The 14,851-nt window shown below is 74.0% G+C and carries 11 protein-coding genes; 4 read left to right on the top strand and 7 right to left on the bottom strand.

What is annotated here, in order from left to right; translation table 11 throughout:
* Positions 1 to 80: 80 nt before the first annotated feature.
* Genes Psi01_RS03300 through Psi01_RS03285 form a run of 4 tightly spaced genes read left to right on the top strand, consistent with a single transcriptional unit; the run spans position 81 to position 5,954 of the window.
* Complete coding sequence (locus Psi01_RS03300) at positions 81 to 545, top strand: hypothetical protein (RefSeq protein WP_204062417.1); 465 nt, start codon at positions 81 to 83, stop codon at positions 543 to 545.
* Positions 542 to 2,281: a glycosyltransferase family 2 protein gene (locus tag Psi01_RS03295; RefSeq protein WP_204062416.1), complete on the top strand. Its 1,740-nt coding sequence runs from the start codon at positions 542 to 544 to the stop codon at positions 2,279 to 2,281. The genes Psi01_RS03300 and Psi01_RS03295 overlap by 4 nt, the downstream gene beginning before the upstream one ends.
* Positions 2,281 to 4,221: a glycosyltransferase gene (locus Psi01_RS03290; RefSeq protein ID WP_204062415.1), complete on the top strand. Its 1,941-nt coding sequence runs from the start codon at positions 2,281 to 2,283 to the stop codon at positions 4,219 to 4,221. Before Psi01_RS03295 ends, Psi01_RS03290 begins: the two co-directional genes overlap by 1 nt.
* Positions 4,218 to 5,954: a glycosyltransferase gene (locus Psi01_RS03285; protein WP_204062414.1), complete on the top strand. Its 1,737-nt coding sequence runs from the start codon at positions 4,218 to 4,220 to the stop codon at positions 5,952 to 5,954. The genes Psi01_RS03290 and Psi01_RS03285 overlap by 4 nt, the downstream gene beginning before the upstream one ends.
* An 80-nt stretch (positions 5,955 to 6,034) precedes the next feature.
* Here the strand turns inward: Psi01_RS03285 and Psi01_RS03280 are convergent, their stop codons facing one another.
* The 7 genes from Psi01_RS03280 to Psi01_RS03250 form a co-directional block, all read right to left on the bottom strand.
* Positions 6,035 to 6,853, bottom strand: coding sequence for a polysaccharide deacetylase family protein (locus Psi01_RS03280; RefSeq protein WP_204062413.1), 819 nt, complete (start codon positions 6,851 to 6,853; stop codon positions 6,035 to 6,037).
* Positions 6,850 to 8,352, bottom strand: coding sequence for a glycosyltransferase family protein (locus Psi01_RS03275; protein ID WP_204062412.1), 1,503 nt, complete (start codon positions 8,350 to 8,352; stop codon positions 6,850 to 6,852). Before Psi01_RS03275 ends, Psi01_RS03280 begins: the two co-directional genes overlap by 4 nt.
* A 145-nt stretch (positions 8,353 to 8,497) precedes the next feature.
* Entirely contained in the window at positions 8,498 to 9,808 is a 1,311-nt protein-coding gene (locus Psi01_RS03270) for a homoserine dehydrogenase (protein ID WP_275424485.1), read from the bottom strand.
* The gene (gene lysA, locus Psi01_RS03265) at positions 9,805 to 11,187 is read right to left on the bottom strand and encodes a diaminopimelate decarboxylase (RefSeq protein ID WP_204062411.1); all 1,383 of its coding nucleotides are present in this window, start codon (positions 11,185 to 11,187) and stop codon (positions 9,805 to 9,807) included. Before lysA ends, Psi01_RS03270 begins: the two co-directional genes overlap by 4 nt.
* Positions 11,188 to 11,398: 211 nt before the next feature.
* Positions 11,399 to 12,226 (bottom strand): neutral zinc metallopeptidase, encoded by an 828-nt coding sequence (locus tag Psi01_RS03260; RefSeq protein ID WP_204062410.1) that lies wholly within the window; start codon positions 12,224 to 12,226, stop codon positions 11,399 to 11,401.
* A 33-nt stretch (positions 12,227 to 12,259) separates the two neighbouring features.
* A complete protein-coding gene (locus Psi01_RS03255; RefSeq protein WP_204062409.1) occupies positions 12,260 to 12,925 on the bottom strand; it encodes a DALR anticodon-binding domain-containing protein in 666 nt (221 codons plus the stop codon).
* 10 nt (positions 12,926 to 12,935) lie between these two features.
* A complete protein-coding gene (locus Psi01_RS03250) occupies positions 12,936 to 14,843 on the bottom strand; it encodes a glycosyltransferase family protein (RefSeq protein ID WP_204062408.1) in 1,908 nt (635 codons plus the stop codon).
* Positions 14,844 to 14,851 lie beyond the last annotated feature (8 nt).

The raw sequence follows: 14,851 nt of genomic DNA, 5'->3' as shown, positions 1-14,851 counted from the left end.
CGCATCCGGGCAGTGGATAAGCCCCGACCTGTCCCCCGTCGACGGGTGAAGACGAGACAGCACGAAAGGTAACTACACGGATGCCAACGCCCCGACAACTGGTGTTCCCGGCCGCCGCAGCCGGACTCCTGGCTCTGGTCGCTCTGGCGGCGCTGGTGGGCACCGGCGTCGTTTCCGTGACGGTCGCCGTGCTGTTCGGCATGATCGTGCTCCTGCTCGGCCTCCAGGTGCTCGTGGTCGCCGGGATCCGCAGGGCCGACGGCAAGGTCCTGCGGCTCGACGCCAGGGTCAAGCGCTGCGAGGCCGGGATCACGCAGGTCGCCGCGGCCGCCGAGCGGCTCGACGCCCGGCTCGGGGAGATCACCGAGCTGCTGGGCCAGGACCGCCTCCGCCGTGACGAGGACCTGAACGCCGTCCTGGCCTCCCTGGGCGAGGAGCGGGTCCACGCGATGTCCCTGCGCCAGGAGATGAAGGAACTGGCCGAAGGCCTGCTGCCCCGGCTGGCGGCCGTCGAGGCGCGCGTCTCCTCCGAGACCGGGACATGATGCGGGGCCAGGACACAGCGGGGGCCCACCCCCTCCCCGGGCCCCGACCGGCCTCCCCCGGCTCCCCCGCCTGGCCGCCGGCCTCCCGTTCCTGCGCGCGGCCGTCGCCCGAGGCGCGGATCCGGCACAACGACTACGGGCCGCTGCGGCCCGCGGACCTCGGCGACTGGCGGCCCCGGCTGACGGTCAGCGTGGTGATCCCCGCCCACGACTGCCAGGACGCGCTGGACCGCACGCTCGCCGGGCTGGCCGCGCAGAGCTACCCCGCCGCCCTGACCGAGGTGGTCGTCGCCGACGACGGCAGCTCCCCCGAACTGCGCGTGCCCGGCCTCGCGCCCGCCCGCACCCGGATCGTGCGGGTGCCGCGGGGCCGGTGGGGACGGGGCTGGGCCCGCCAGACCGGCGCGGACGCCGCGCGCGGCGACGTCGTGCACTGGATCGACTCAGACATGGTCCTCGACAGGGAGCACCTCGAGGCGCACATGCGCTGGCACCACCTCGCCTCCTACGCGGTCGTGCTCGGCGACGTCCTGTTCACCCCCGACGGACCGGCCCCCTCCGCCCGGGAGATCTTCACCGCGGTCGGCGCGGGCGCCGCGGCCGGCCTGTTCGACGAGACGGTCCCGCACGCCTACCGGGTGGGCGTGCTGGAGGAGACCCGGGGGCTGCGCGAGGCCGGGGCGGGCGCCTACCGCCTGCACTCCGGCGCCACCGCCTCGGTGTCGGCCGCCCTGCTTCGGGCGGCGGGAGGGGTGAACACCGGCCTGACCATGGGTGAGGACACCGACCTCGGATACCGGCTGGCCCAGGCGGGCGCGGTCTTCGTGCCCGACCCGCAGGCCCGCAGCTGGCACCTCGGCTCCTCCACGGTCATGCGCCGGGAGAAGGAGGTGCACCGGCACAACTGGTCCCTGCTGCCCGACCTCATCCCCGACCTGCGCTGGCTGCGGACCCACCCGCGCAGGAGCTGGCTGGTGCCGTACGTCGAGGTGGTCGTGGACGCCCGCGGCGCCTCCTACGAGGACGTCCGCGCGAGCGTGGACGCCGCGCTCGCCGGGACCCTGGCCGACGTCGCCGTCACCGTGCTGGGCCCCTGGCGGGACCTCACCTCCGAGCGCCATCCCTCCCTCGACGACCCGATGCTGGACCTGCGGCTGGTCCGCAACTTCTACGCCCACGAGCCGCGCGTGCGCCTGGCCGGGGAGCTCGCGGCGACCTCGGCGCCCGCGCCGTTCCGGCTGACCTGCCCGGCCGGGCGGGTCCTGGCCGCCGACAGCCTCACCGAGCTGGTGCGGCTGGCCGAGCGGGAGGGGTACGGCCTGCTGAGCGTGGTGCTCGGCGAGGGCACCGACGGGATCGAGGCCATGCGGCTGGAGCGCGCCGCCGCCTTCGCCAGGGCCGCGCTGGTGGACGACGCGCAGGTGGACGACGCGCACAAGACCGGCGCGCTGGACGACACCGTGCACGAGCTGTTCGGCTCGTTCTGGGTGAGCGCGGAGGAGTTCGGCGTGACGACCGCCGAGGAGGCGGAGCCGGCCACCGGCGACCCCGCGAAGTGGCGGGCCAGCTCGGCGAAGTGGCGACGGGAGGCCGAGCGCCTGCGCGGTGAGACCGAGACCCTGCGCGCCGAGGTCGAGAGCCTGCGGGCCGAACTGGAGCGGGCGGAGGGCGAGCGCCCCCGCGGTCACCTGCGCGAGATCATCTCCGCGGCCATGCGGCAGAGGAAGACGGGCTGATGCCTCATCTGACCGATCTCGTCCGCGCGGCGGTGGAGCGCAACCCGGGACGGCGCGTGCTGGTCTACTGCGCCGGCCTCGAGACGCTCGACGAGCTGGAGGCGGCCGCCGGGACCGGGCGCTGCCGGGTCCTGGACCTGGACGGCGACCTGACCGGCGCGCCCTCCCCCGAGGAGAGCGTCGCCGAGGTGCTGCTGCTGGCCCAGACGCCGACCGACGTCCGCCGGGCCGCCAGCATGCAGGCGCTGCTCCCCTCCTCCTCGCGGACCGTCGTCGCGGTCGCGGAGACGCCCCACTGGTACACCGCGCCGGTCCTGTCGCCCACCCCCGCCCACCGCTGGCGCGCCCTGACCGAGCTGCGGGTGCACCGGGCCGGCGCGTCCACGTGGGTGGTGGACGCGCGATTCTCCAAGCCCGCGCCCGCGGGCCGTACTCTCGCCGCCACCGCCAGGGCCTTCGCCGGATACCGGCTGGACGTCGTCGCGGCGCCGGTGGCCGGGCTGGCGGGCCCGGGGGCCGCGCACTGGCGGCCCGGCGACCCGAACGCCGCCCCGGCCGACGTCGCCGGACCCGTCCCCGACCGGTTCGGCGCGCGCGGCGGCGACCTGGTCCTGCGCACCACCGACAGCGACCCCGAGCCCTGGGAGGGCGAGGAGATCCCGGTGGAGCGGCCGCTGGCCGAGCTGGTCAGCTGGGAGCGGCTGGGACGCCCCGGCGGGGAGGAGATCCTCAGGAACGGGCTGGCCGACCTGTCCGACCCGCGGGCCGTGCCGCCGGTGGACGACCGCTCGGTCAACCCGATGGGCTTCGTCACCGTGCCCGCGCTCGACATGGCCGACCTCTCCCTCGACTCCGACCGGTGGGCGATCACCTGCGAGGGCCGTACGCTCACCCGGTTCGCCGCCTCCGGATGCGTCACCGACGTCGACGTCAGCCGGATCAGGCAGGTCCGCGGAGTGCGCGTGGACTGGGGGCGCAGCCACACCGGCCCCGTCGCCGCGCTGCGCGTCGTCACCGGGCTGGCCGCCGCGGGCGTCCCCCTCGTCTGCGACGCCGTGCCCGCCTGGGCCGGCGCGCTCGGCGAGGAGCTGACCCGGCTGCTGACCTCGGTGCCGGAGGCCGGTCTCGCCGACGACCTGGAGCGGGAGGAGCACAGCATCCGGCTGCGGCGCGAGGCCCTGCGCACCCACGGCGTGCGGACCCGGTGGGAGCAGCTGGGCGCCCCCTCCGCACCCGCCCCGCTGACCTCGGTGCTGCTGGCCACCCGCCGCCCGGAGATGGTGGGCTTCGCGCTGGAGCAGGTGGGCAGGCAGCGCGGCGCGGAGCTGGAGGTGATCCTCGCCCTGCACGGCGTGCCCGCCGGTCATCCGGAGGTGGCCTCGGCGCTGGCCTCCTTCGACCGGCCGGTCACCGTGTTCGAGGCCGAGGGGCGCACGGTGTTCGGCGCGGTGCTCAACGAGGCCGCCGCCAGGGCGTCGGGATCGTACCTGCTGAAGATGGACGACGACGACTGGTACGGCCCGGACTTCCTGTCCGACCTGATCCTCGCGCACTCCTACTCGGGGGCCGAGGTCGTGGGGACGGTCCCGGAGTTCGTCTATCTCGCCTCGATCGGCGTGACGGTCCACCGGGAACAGATCACCGAGCAGATCACCAACTTCATCGCCGGAGGGACGATCTTCGCCGAGCGCTCGGCGTTCGAGGCCGTGGGCGGCTTCCGGCCGCTGCCGGGCACGATCGACGCCCAGTTCCAGCACGCCGTGCAGGCCGCCGGCGGGCAGATCTACCGCACGCACGGCCTGGGCTACATCCTGCGGCGCGGCAACGTGACGGGCCACACCTGGCGTGAGCCGATCGGCACGTTCCTGCGGCGCAACAAGCGCCAGTGGCGCGGCTTCCGGCCGAACGCCCTGATGGAGCTCCCCGTGGAGGCGTCGTGAGCGGTGAGCCCCGCATCCCGGGCAACGACTACGGGGTGCTGGAGCCGCCCGCGCTCGGCGGATGGGAGCCGCGGCTGCCGGTGAGCGTGGTGATCCCCGCCAGGGGAGGCCAGGAGAAGCTCGACCTCCTGCTGGCCGCGCTGGCCGCGCAGTCCTACCCGGACCACCTGATGGAGGTGGTCGTCGTGGACGACGGCAGCACGCCGCCGCTGCGCATCCCCGAGATCGCGCCCGAGCGCACCCGCCTGGTCCCCGCCGCCCCCGGCGGCTGGGGCATCGCCTGGGCCCTGCGGTCCGGTACGGCGGTCGCGGACGGCGAGGTCGTCCACCGGATGGACGCCGACATCGTCCCCTACCGCGACCACGTCGAGGCGCACATGCGCTGGCACCACCTGGCCGGATACCTGGTGGTCACGGGCACGCTGCGGTTCACCGCCGTGGACGGGACCCCGCCCTCCCCGGCCGAGGTCCGCGCCTCCGTCGCCAAGGACGGGGCCGGGTCGCTGTTCGACCCCGACCCCGAGCACGGGCACGACTGGATCGACCGGCTCGTCGCCGAGCACCGCGGCTTCCGCGACGCGCCCGGCGCACTCCTGCACCGCATCCACGTCGGCGCGACGGTCTCGGTCCGCGCCCGCCTGCTGCGGGAGGCGGGCGGGTACGACACCTCCCTGGTGCTGGGCGAGGACACCGACCTGGGCTACCGGCTCACCCAGGCGGGCGGGGTGTTCGTCCCCGACGCCGCGGCTCTGGCCTGGCACCTGGGGACGACCACGGCGATGCGGCGCGGCGTCGAGGTGCGGCGCTACACCGCCCCGCTCGTCGCCGACCGGATCCCCTACCGGCGCCACCTGCGCACGGACCCGGGCCGCCAGTGGCTGGTGCCGTACGTCGAGGTGGTGGTGGACGCCCGTGACGCCTCGTTCGAGGACGTGCGCGCGAGCGTGGACGGAGCGCTGGCGAGCACCCTGCCCGACGTCCGGGTCACCGTGACCGGCCCGTGGTCGTCGCTCACCGACGAGCGCCGGATCCCGCTCGACGATCCCCTGCTCGACCTGCGGCTGCTCCGGGCCCAGTACGCCCATGACGGCCGCGTCGTCTTCGCCGAGGCGCCGGCTGAGCCGTTCACGTCCGCTGCGCCCCCGGGGCCGCCCGCCCCCGCTCCCGCGCCGTTCCGCCTGCTGTGCCCGGCGGGCTGGGTCCCGGGGGCCGCCTCGATCCAGTCGCTGGTCGAGCGGGCCGAGCAGGACGGGGCCGGGCTGCTGCTCGTCGCCCTGGACGAGGACGAGTCCGGGGTGATCTCGGCCCGGCTGGAGCGGACCGCCGCCGCGGCCAGGGCGGCGCTGGTCATCCGCGACGGCGAGTCCTCCGACGACGTGATCGCCGACCTGTACGGCGTGACCTGGCTGGACGGCGAGTCGTGGAAGTTCCGCCCGGCGGCCGGGGCCTACCCCTCCTGGGCGTCCAACCGCAACCGCGAGGCCGCCCGGTGGCGCGCCGAGGCCGAGTCCCGCGGCAAGGAGCTCGAACGCGCCCGCCGCCAGGTCGACGCGCTCAAGGCCGAGCTGAAGGAGCTGCGCGCCGCCGCGGCCAAGGGGCAGCGCGACGCGGCCCGCTGGCGGGAGAAGGCCGAGCAGCGCCGCAAGGAGGTGGTCGCCCTCCAGGCGGCGGCCCGGCGCTCCCTGCTGCGGCGGGCCGGAAACCGGCTCCGCCGCCTGCAGAACGGCTCCTGACCCGCCTTCGCCGCCTGCAGAACGGCTTCCTGATCCGCGGGCCGGCCCGCGGGTCCCGGACGGCCCGGCCGGCGTGCGGGTCAGCCCTTGGGCATCGGGCGCAGCGGGCCGCCGATCGCCTCGGCCATGGTCTTCACCACCGTGCCGCGACTCTTCCTGGAGGCCAGCCAGCCGAGGAACTCCTCCACGTCCTCGGGCGAGTTCGAGTACCAGCCGCAGCCGGCGCAGACGCGGTGGAAGACGAGCGGGATCAGGCCGCCGGTCTTCTCGGCGTTCAGCACCAGCTGCTTCATCTGCCGCACCTGTGTCTCCTCGGTGAAGGAGCCCGGCGAGCGGACCCCCCAGCGGTCGGCCGGCGGCAGGCTCTCGGCGGGAGGACAGGCAGGGCAGTTCCACTGTCTGATGCCGCCCACCACGCGGGCCGCGTTGTACCCGCACGACTTCGCCGTCCGCTTGGCGTCGGCGTCCACCGACCCGAAGGGGTAGGCCAGGGTGGTGACCCGGTGGCCCATCTTCATCAGGGCGCGGCGGTCGTCGCAGATCTGCGTGCGCTGCTGGTCGGGCAGGAGCTCGGTGAGCCGGGTGTGGTTCAGCGTGTGGCCCCCGATCTCGTGACCGGCCTCGGCGATGGCCGCCAGCTGGCGGGTGGTCAGCTTCTCCTCGTCCCCGAGCGTGGCGCTGTTGACGTAGAAGGTGCCCCGCATGCCGTGTTTCTGGAGCATGCGCGCGACCGCCAGGTGTGTGGCGTCGCCGTCGTCGAAGGTCAGCACCACGATCGTCCGCGGTTTCTTCGGCGCCAGGGCCTCCGCCCGGGCGGGGGCGCCCAGCGGGAGGAGGAGGGCGGCCAGGGCCAGTACCGCCGGGATCCAGGCCGCGCGGGGGAAGGTCGCGGTCTTCACCGTGCCGTGTCCTTTCGGGTGATGTAGGCGGTCCACAGGGGTTCGCCGTCTTTTTCACGCAGAACGTATCTCTGCCAGCCCGCCATGGGCTCCGGTGGTTCCTTTTTGGTAAGGAGAGCGAAGACCCGGCCGGGCTCGGCCGCCGCCATCCGCGCCTCCAGCGAGTCACCGGGGTCGGTGAGGTTGAGGGTGTCGCAGCGGGAGACGAAGGTCATGGCGGGGTCGACGAGGTCGTCCACCATCGTGCATGGCGGCCGCACGCCCCGCTTGGCCATGTCCCTGACCACCTGGGCGTTGTAGCTGCGCTGCCTGTCCTGCTGATCGGCCAGCTCCACCAGAACGGTCATCTGCACCGCGGCGTGCGCCAGCAGCGCCACGGCGACCGCGCCCGCCACCACCCGGGAGGCCCGGCGCGCGACCAGCCAGAGGAGGAACTCGGCCGCGGGGACGGCCAGGAGGACGTAGGCGGGCAGCAGGAAGCGGGGCGCCCCGTAGTCCACCAGCAGCAGGTACGGCACCGCCACGCTGAACCCGGTGACGGCCGCCACGGCGGCGGCCGGGACGCCCGGGGACCCGGGAGCCGACGGCGCGGACACGGGGTCCACGGCGTCCCGGGAGACGGAGGGCAGGGAGACGGAGCGCAGGGAGACGATCGCGCCGGCGAGGGCCAGGACGGGCAGGACCAGCCACCACGCCGCCGGCCACGGATCCTCCAGGGGGAGCGTGCAGGGCCGGCAGAACACCGGGCCGTTGGCCGTCTTGAACTGGTGCAGGAACCCCGGGGAGAGCGACAGGCCGCCCTGCACCTCACCCGCCGCGCGCCAGCGCGACAGCGGGCCGCCGTAGGAGACGTAGGCCTCGACGATCCACGGGACGAACCCTGCGACCACCCCGGCCGAGGTCACCGCCGCGAGTTTGACCCGCCGCCGCAGCAGGCTCACCGCCGCCAGCGGCAGGGCCAGCCACAGGGCGTCGCCCGGCCGCAGCACCGCCACCGCGGCGACGGAGGCGGCCAGCCCGGCCAGGGCCGCCCGGGCGGGCCCGCCCCGCAGGGCGAGCAGCAGGCAGCCGGTCGCCGCCGCGCACCCGAAGGCCACGTAGAGGTTGGGCATGACCTGCGTGCCGTACAGCAGGGTGGTCCACAGCCCGCCGAACAGCGCCGCCGACAGCACCAGGACGCTCCGGCGCAGCAGGAAGGACCAGGGTAGGAAGGCCAGACAGAAGCCGATCCCGGACAGCAGGGTCATCCACAGGCGGATGAGGACCGGGTCCCGGGTGAAGTAGACGACCGGCGCGACCAGCCAGACGATGCCCCGGGCCCGGGGGGCGCTGAAGACCGCGTCGGGGACACCGGGCGCGACCTGGCTGGCGTAGACCGCCTCGTCCCACTCCAGCGGCATGCCGTACGGCAGCACGACCAGCTGCACCGCGACGTAGACGATCGCGATCAGCGCGAGGAGGACGGCGGGGTTTCGCGGCAGTCGGGGGACCAAGTGCACGGAAAACCACCATACCGACATATTTATCGGCTGCGCCGTCCATCACGCTGGCCCGTTCCATCACTTGCGGCCCGTACGGCACGGGCCCGCCGATCCGGCGGGCCCGCAAGGCACGGAAAACCCGGAGAAGCCCGGGAGGCAGACGCTAGGAGGCGTCCTCGCCCTCGACGCGCATGACGCTGACCACGTCGCGCACGATGTCCAGCTCACGCAGGCTGTCGATGGTCGCCGACAGCGCGGCGTCGCTGGCCCGGTGGGTGACCAGGACGAGCTGGGCGTCGGCGCCGAGCCCCTCCTGGCGGACCGTCTGGATGGAGACGTCCTGCTTGGCGAACATGTCGGCGACCCGGGCGAGCACGCCCGGCTTGTCGGCGACGTCGAGGGAGACGTGATAGCGGGTCACCGTCTCGCCCACGGGGTGGACGGTCAGGTCGGCGTAGGTCGACTCCTCGGGACCGCGCGTGCCGGCCAGGCGGTTGCGGCCCACGGCCACGATGTCGCCCAGCACCGCGCTCGCCGTCGGGGCGCCGCCGGCGCCGGCGCCGTAGAACATCAGCTGCCCGGCGGACTCGGCCTCGACGAAGACCGCGTTGTAGGCCTCGCGGACCCCGGCCAGCGGGTGCGTCCTGGGGATCATCGCCGGGTGCACCCGCACGCCGAAGGACCGGCCGTCCTCCGAGCGCGCGCAGATCGCCAGCAGCTTGATGACGTAGCCCATGGCCTTGGCGCTGGCCACGTCCGTCGCGGTGATCTCGGTGATCCCCTCGCGGTGCACGTCGGCGGCCGTCACCCGGCTGTGGAAGGCGATCCCGGCCAGGATCGCGGCCTTGGCCGCGGCGTCGAAGCCCTCGACGTCGGCGGTGGGGTCGGCCTCGGCGTAGCCCAGCGCCTGCGCCTCCTCCAGCGCGTCGGAGAAGGAGGCCCCGGAGGAGTCCATCTTGTCGAGGATGTAGTTGGTGGTGCCGTTGACGATGCCGAGCACGCGGTGCACGTGGTCACCGGCCAGGGACTCGCGCAGCGGCCGGATCAGCGGGATCGCGCCGGCGACGGCGGCCTCGAAGTACAGGTCCACGGAGTTGTCGCGGGCGGCGCGGTGGATCGTCGCGCCGTCCTCGGCGAGCAGGGCCTTGTTGGCGGTGACGACCGACTTGCCGCTGTTCATCGCGGCCAGGATGAGCGAGCGGGCGGGCTCGATGCCGCCGATCACCTCGACGACGATGTCGACGTCGTCGCGCGTCACCAGCGCCTCGGCGTCGGTGGTGATCAGCTCGGGGTCCACCTCGACGTCACGGGCCCGGCCGGGGCGCCGTACGGCCACGCCCGCCAGCTCCAGCGGGGCCCCGACCCGGGCGGCGAGATCGTCGGCCTGCTCCCGCATCAGCCGGATCACCTGGGAGCCGACGACGCCGCAGCCGAGGAGCGCGACGCGCAGCTTCTTGCCTGGGGTCTGTTTCACAGCTGCCCTCTCAACAGGTCATCCTCGGTCTCCCGCTGGACGATCACACGGGACTCCCCGTTCTTGACCGCGACCACGGCGGGCTTGGGAAGGTAGTTGTAGTTGTTGGCGAGCGAGCGGCAGTAGGCGCCGGTGCCCGCGACGGCGATCAGGTCGCCGGTGGCCAGGTCCTGCGGGAGCCACAGGTCCCGGATCACCATGTCGCCGCTCTCGCAGTGCTTGCCGACCATGCGCGAGAGCATCGGCTCGGCGTCGCTCTCGCGGGAGGCCAGGCGCGCGGTGTAATCGGCGCCGTACAGGGCGGTGCGGATGTTGTCGCTCATGCCGCCGTCGACGCTGACGTAGGTGCGCAGGCCCTCCACGTCCTTGATCGTGCCGACCTCGTAGAGCGTCACGCCCGCGATCCCGGCGATGGACCGGCCGGGCTCGACGGTCAGCTTGGGGACCGGCAGGCCCGCGGACTGGGCCACCCTGGCGACGATCTCGCGCAGGCTGTCGGCGATCTCCTTGACGTCGAGCGCCTCGTCGCCCTCGACGTAGGCGATGCCGTACCCGCCGCCGAGGTCGAGTTCGGGCAGGACGACGTCGTGCTCCTCCTTGATCTGCACCAGGAGCTTGGCCAGGCGGCCGGCGGCCACCTCGAACCCGGCGGTGTCGGTGATCTGCGACCCGATGTGGGAGTGCAGGCCGACCAGCTCCAGCTGGGGCAGGGCCAGGATCCTGCGGGCGGCCTCGGCCGCCGCCCCGCTGTTCAGCGACAGACCGAACTTCTGGTCGTCGTGGGCGGTGGCGATGAACTCGTGGGTGTGCGCCTCCACGCCCACGGTCACGCGGATCATGACCTTGGGCCGCTTGCCGTGCCTGTCGGCCAGGAAGCCGAGCCGGGCGATCTCCTCGAAGGAGTCGACCACGATGTGCCCGACGCCGACCTCGACGGCCCGCTCCAGCTCGGCGGGCGACTTGTTGTTGCCGTGCAGGGTGATGCGCTCGGGCGGGAAGCCGACGCTCAGCGCCACGGCGAGCTCGCCGGCGCTGCACACGTCGAGGCCCAGGCCCTCCTGCATGATCCAGCGGGCGACCTCGCGGCAGAGGAAGGCCTTGCCCGCGTAGTGGACCTCGCCGTCGGTGAACGCGGCGCGGTAGTCGCGGCAGCGGGAGCGGAAGTCCTCCTCGTCCACGACGTAGAGGGGCGTGCCGTGCTCGGCCACCAGGTCTCTGACGTCCACGCCGCCGATCGTTATCGAGCCGCCGGCGCGGCCCGACGTTCGGGGCCAGATCGCCGGGTCGAGCGTGTTCAGGTCGGCGGGTGCGTGCGGAGGCCGGTCCTCTGGCAGCACTTCGGCGTGCCGGTCACCGGCGGGGTGGACGAATCGACTCACCCAAAAGAGGCTATCGGACCCGCTGATCCCCGTGGGACGGGTGACCAACTGGCGAGACGGAATCACCCTGCAGCACGCGAACTTTTCACCTTTCACACCCAATCGACCGGATATTTTGGTGTTTCGTGGGGGTCGGGCGATCAAGACGCCTCGGCGCCGGGCGCCTCCCACGTGCCGTCGGGACACCTCACCGGGCGCCTCCCGCATGTCGTCAGGACACCTCGGCGTCGGGCGCCTTCCACGTGTTGCAGGACCCGACCGTGCCGCCCTTCTGCCCGCGCAGCATCCACCGGGCGCCGGCGCCCTCCGAGCCGTGCGACTCCCGCCGGGCCGCGGCCTCCTCCTCCACCGCGTCGTCCACCACGTGGGACAGGGACCGGCGCAGGTCGTTGAGCAGGTACGGCTGGACGTCGCGCAGCGCGGCCGCCGCCAGGCAGTCTGCCTGCAGCTCCAGGCGCCGCGACCACGCCTCGTCGAAGACCTCCGAGCCCTCCCTGCCGGAGATGCCGATGAGCTCCTGGACGTGGTGGGCGTACTCGTGGGCGAGGGTGAACATCATCGGGAAGACCCGGCGCCCCTCGGGGGCGTCCTCGACCAGGACGTTGACGACCCGCTCCTGCCCGCAGTAGATCCCCGCCCAGTCGAAGTCCTCGGTCCCGCAGGCCGCCTCCTCCGGGGTGGCGACCAGCCGGACCTCCTCCGGCTTCTCGTACTCGATCCCGGCCGGCTCCAGCGCGGCCGCCCACATCCGGTCCAGGCAGCGCGCCAGCGCGTTCAGCGTCGCGTCGACGTCGGCGTCGAAGTCCTTCGGCAGGCCGTCGCACCGGCCGCCGAGCGGGCCCGCCTCCTCGTAGACGTGATTGGCGGCCACCGCCGAGCGCGCCGAGCCCGGCGCCGTCCCGAGCAGGTCCCGCAGGTCGTAGCGCAGGTAGAACACCCCGCCGCCGATGATCGCGAAGGCCAGGGCGATCGGCAGGATCCGGCGGATCGCACCCCGCCGGGGGGATCCTTCGGGCGACCAGTCCCGCGGGCCGTTCACTCGATCTCCAAACGCCGGTTTTCTAGGGGTTTGTCACAACCTATCTGGTGCCGCCACGCCGACGGCCGCCATCGCTTCGGCCAGGACGTCCCCCACGGCCCGCGCCAGCCGCACCCGGGCCACGTGCAGCGGCGACGGCTCCTCATCACCCGACGGCAGCGCCGGAGCACGCTCGAACGCGTCGTGGTAGGCCAGGGCGAGCTGCTCGGCGTAGGAGGCCCACCCGGGGTCGCGGCCCGCCCGGCGGCCGGGCGCCTCCGCCAGCAGCCGCAGCACCGCCCTGTCCCGCTCGCCGTCCAGCAGCTCCGGCCTGAACCGCCCGGCCACGCCCAGCCCGCCCGCCCAGCGCTGTACGGCGAGCGCCCTGACGTGCGCGTACCCGACGACGAAGCCGGGGTTGTCCCAGGTGCCGGGGGTCAGCGACCACGGCGGCCCGCCCGGGACCTCCCGGAGCCGGACCGGAGCCGGGCCGATCTCCTCGACCAGCTCCCCCGGCACGGCCACCACGATCTCCAGGAAACCGTTGGCCCGGACCCGCACCTGCGCCACCCCCGGCAGCGCGCGCAGCCGCCCGGCCAGCTCCCCGGGCGGCTCCCCCCTCCGCAGCGCGGCCGGGGAGACGTAGAGCGCCTCGGCGGCCCACGTCCCCTGCGGGGTCGGCGGCATCCCGAGGATCCCGCCGAGCCGTCCGGGCGTCACCGCGCCCCGCCTACACGAAGGCGTGCGGCTCGGCCGGGCCGTAGTCGACCAGCAGCGCCGAACCCAGCAGCCAGCGGTCACGGTCGCGCAGGCGCACGTAGCCGTAGCGGTCGGCGGAGAAGACCTTGATCCCGTCGGTGCGGCACTGCCGCATCAGCACCTCGTCCCAGCCCTCGGAGACGTCGGCGAACCCGATGGAGCGCAGCACGGTCCTGCGCGCCAGGAGGGTGGCCCCGGCGACCTCGGGAAGGTAGGAGTACTCCGCGTCGGGCTGGCGCAGCACGGTCGCGGCCACGTCGCGCAGGTGCGCGAAGTAGGCGGCCTTGCCGACGATGTCGGCCGTGGCGAACAGGAAGGCCCGCGACAGGTCGGTCAGATAGTGCTCGCCGTAGGCGTCCTGACCGTCCATGACCGCCACCAGATCGCCCTCGCACAGATCCAGGGCCCGGTTGAGCACGGCCCCCGTGCTGAGCTCCGGATCCGTCCCGCGGACCATGACGTCCACGTGGTCGGGCATCGCCGCGCGGGCCCGCTTCTCGGCGTCCTCGGCGTCCGACAGCAGCACCAGCTGCACGACGCCCTTCTGCGGGGCGACCTGGGCCAGGGTGTGGTCGAGGTCCCCCCGGTCGATCATGATCACCGAGATGTTCAGCGTCGCGCGGGCGCTGGGCAGGCCGATCGCCTCCAGCAGCTCGTCGGCCTTCTGCGTCATCGTCCCCGAGGCGTAGGCCTGCCGGAGGGCGACATGGGCCCGGCGCTCGTCGGGCTCGGTGCCGATCGGCGTGCCGCAGGCGGCCAGCTCGGCCATCCGCCACGGCTCGGTGCCCGGCGGGCAGTCCACCGCCTTGGGCCAGCGGTAGGAGGTCAGCACGTCCGGATACGACAGGTGCGCGGGCAGGAGCTCGTCCAGGGTGAGCACCCGGTCGAACCTGTCGCCGCCCAGCGGCAGCGGGTTGTGCACGCGCGGCTGGATCGCGAAGGGCAGCAGGCCCAGCGAGGGCTCACGACGGCCCGGACCCGGCTCCCCCTGCGCCAGCGCCGCGCCCCAGGCGGCGACCGACGAGGGCAGGGCGGTGACGATGTGCTCGAACAGCGAGGCCACCGCGGCGAAGTCGCCGACCTGGCCCCTGGTGTGCCAGAAGACCGTGCGGATGCCCCGCTCCGCGCACCACGCCAGCAGTGCCCGCAGGCCCTCCCCCCGCTCCTTCAGCTCCGCGGCCCACGGCCCCTCGGTGACCGACTCCACCAGCAGCAGGTGGGGCACCTCGGCGGCCAGCACGCGGGCGAAGTCCTTCGGCGTGAACCCGGTGGTCTGCCGCCACTCGTAACGCAGCAGCGCCTCGGCGTGCGGCTCGGCGACGACCGCCGCGGTCAGGTGCGGGCGGGTGTTCGGCCCGGTGGGCACCCTGAACGGCTTGAGCTTGACCGACACGCCGCCGACCGTCCGGGTCGACGTGGTGGCCTGGAAGGCCGCGCCCTGCACCGACCTGGCCTCGGGCTTCGTCTGCGGGACGGGCTGACGCCTGGGCGCGCTGGGCCGCTTGGCCGGCTTGGCGGCACCGCGCAGACCGCGCGCCAGCCGTACCGGATTGCTCTTGCCCGTCTTGATCGCGTCACCCAGCCGCGACCAGCGGGCCACCTGCACCGACGACAGCTTCCACCGCGCCACCTCGGTCTGGTAACGCTGCTCCGCCAGGTCCTTGCGGAGCTTGGCCTCGACCTCCTGAGCGGCGGCCAGCCGCTCCTCGACCTCGCCCAACCGCTCGCGGACCCCGCCCAGCTCCTCGGCCGCACGCTCGGCCTCGGCCAGCCTCGCCTGCGCCGCATCGAGAAGCCGAGCCAGTTCGGCGGCCCGCTCCGCGTGGGCCACAGCCTCACGCAACGCCTGCCGCGTGCTCTCGAGTTGCTCGCCCGCCACGTCGTCCT

Origin of the sequence: Paraplanobispora siamensis (assembly GCF_016863175.1) — a bacterium.
GTDB classification, from domain to species: Bacteria; Actinomycetota; Actinomycetes; order Streptosporangiales; family Streptosporangiaceae; genus Planobispora; species Planobispora siamensis.
Note: the sequence above shows the minus strand (reverse complement) of the source record. Positions and strands in the feature narration are given on the sequence as shown.

Excerpts from the sequence above, each read along its gene's own strand:
- Psi01_RS03295 (WP_204062416.1), top strand. The coding sequence starts at position 542 with ATGATGCGGGGCCAGGACACAGCGGGGGCCCACCCCCTCCCCGGGCCC.
- Psi01_RS03290 (WP_204062415.1), top strand. The coding sequence starts at position 2,281 with ATGCCTCATCTGACCGATCTCGTCCGCGCGGCGGTGGAGCGCAACCCG.
- Psi01_RS03300 (WP_204062417.1), top strand. The coding sequence starts at position 81 with ATGCCAACGCCCCGACAACTGGTGTTCCCGGCCGCCGCAGCCGGACTC.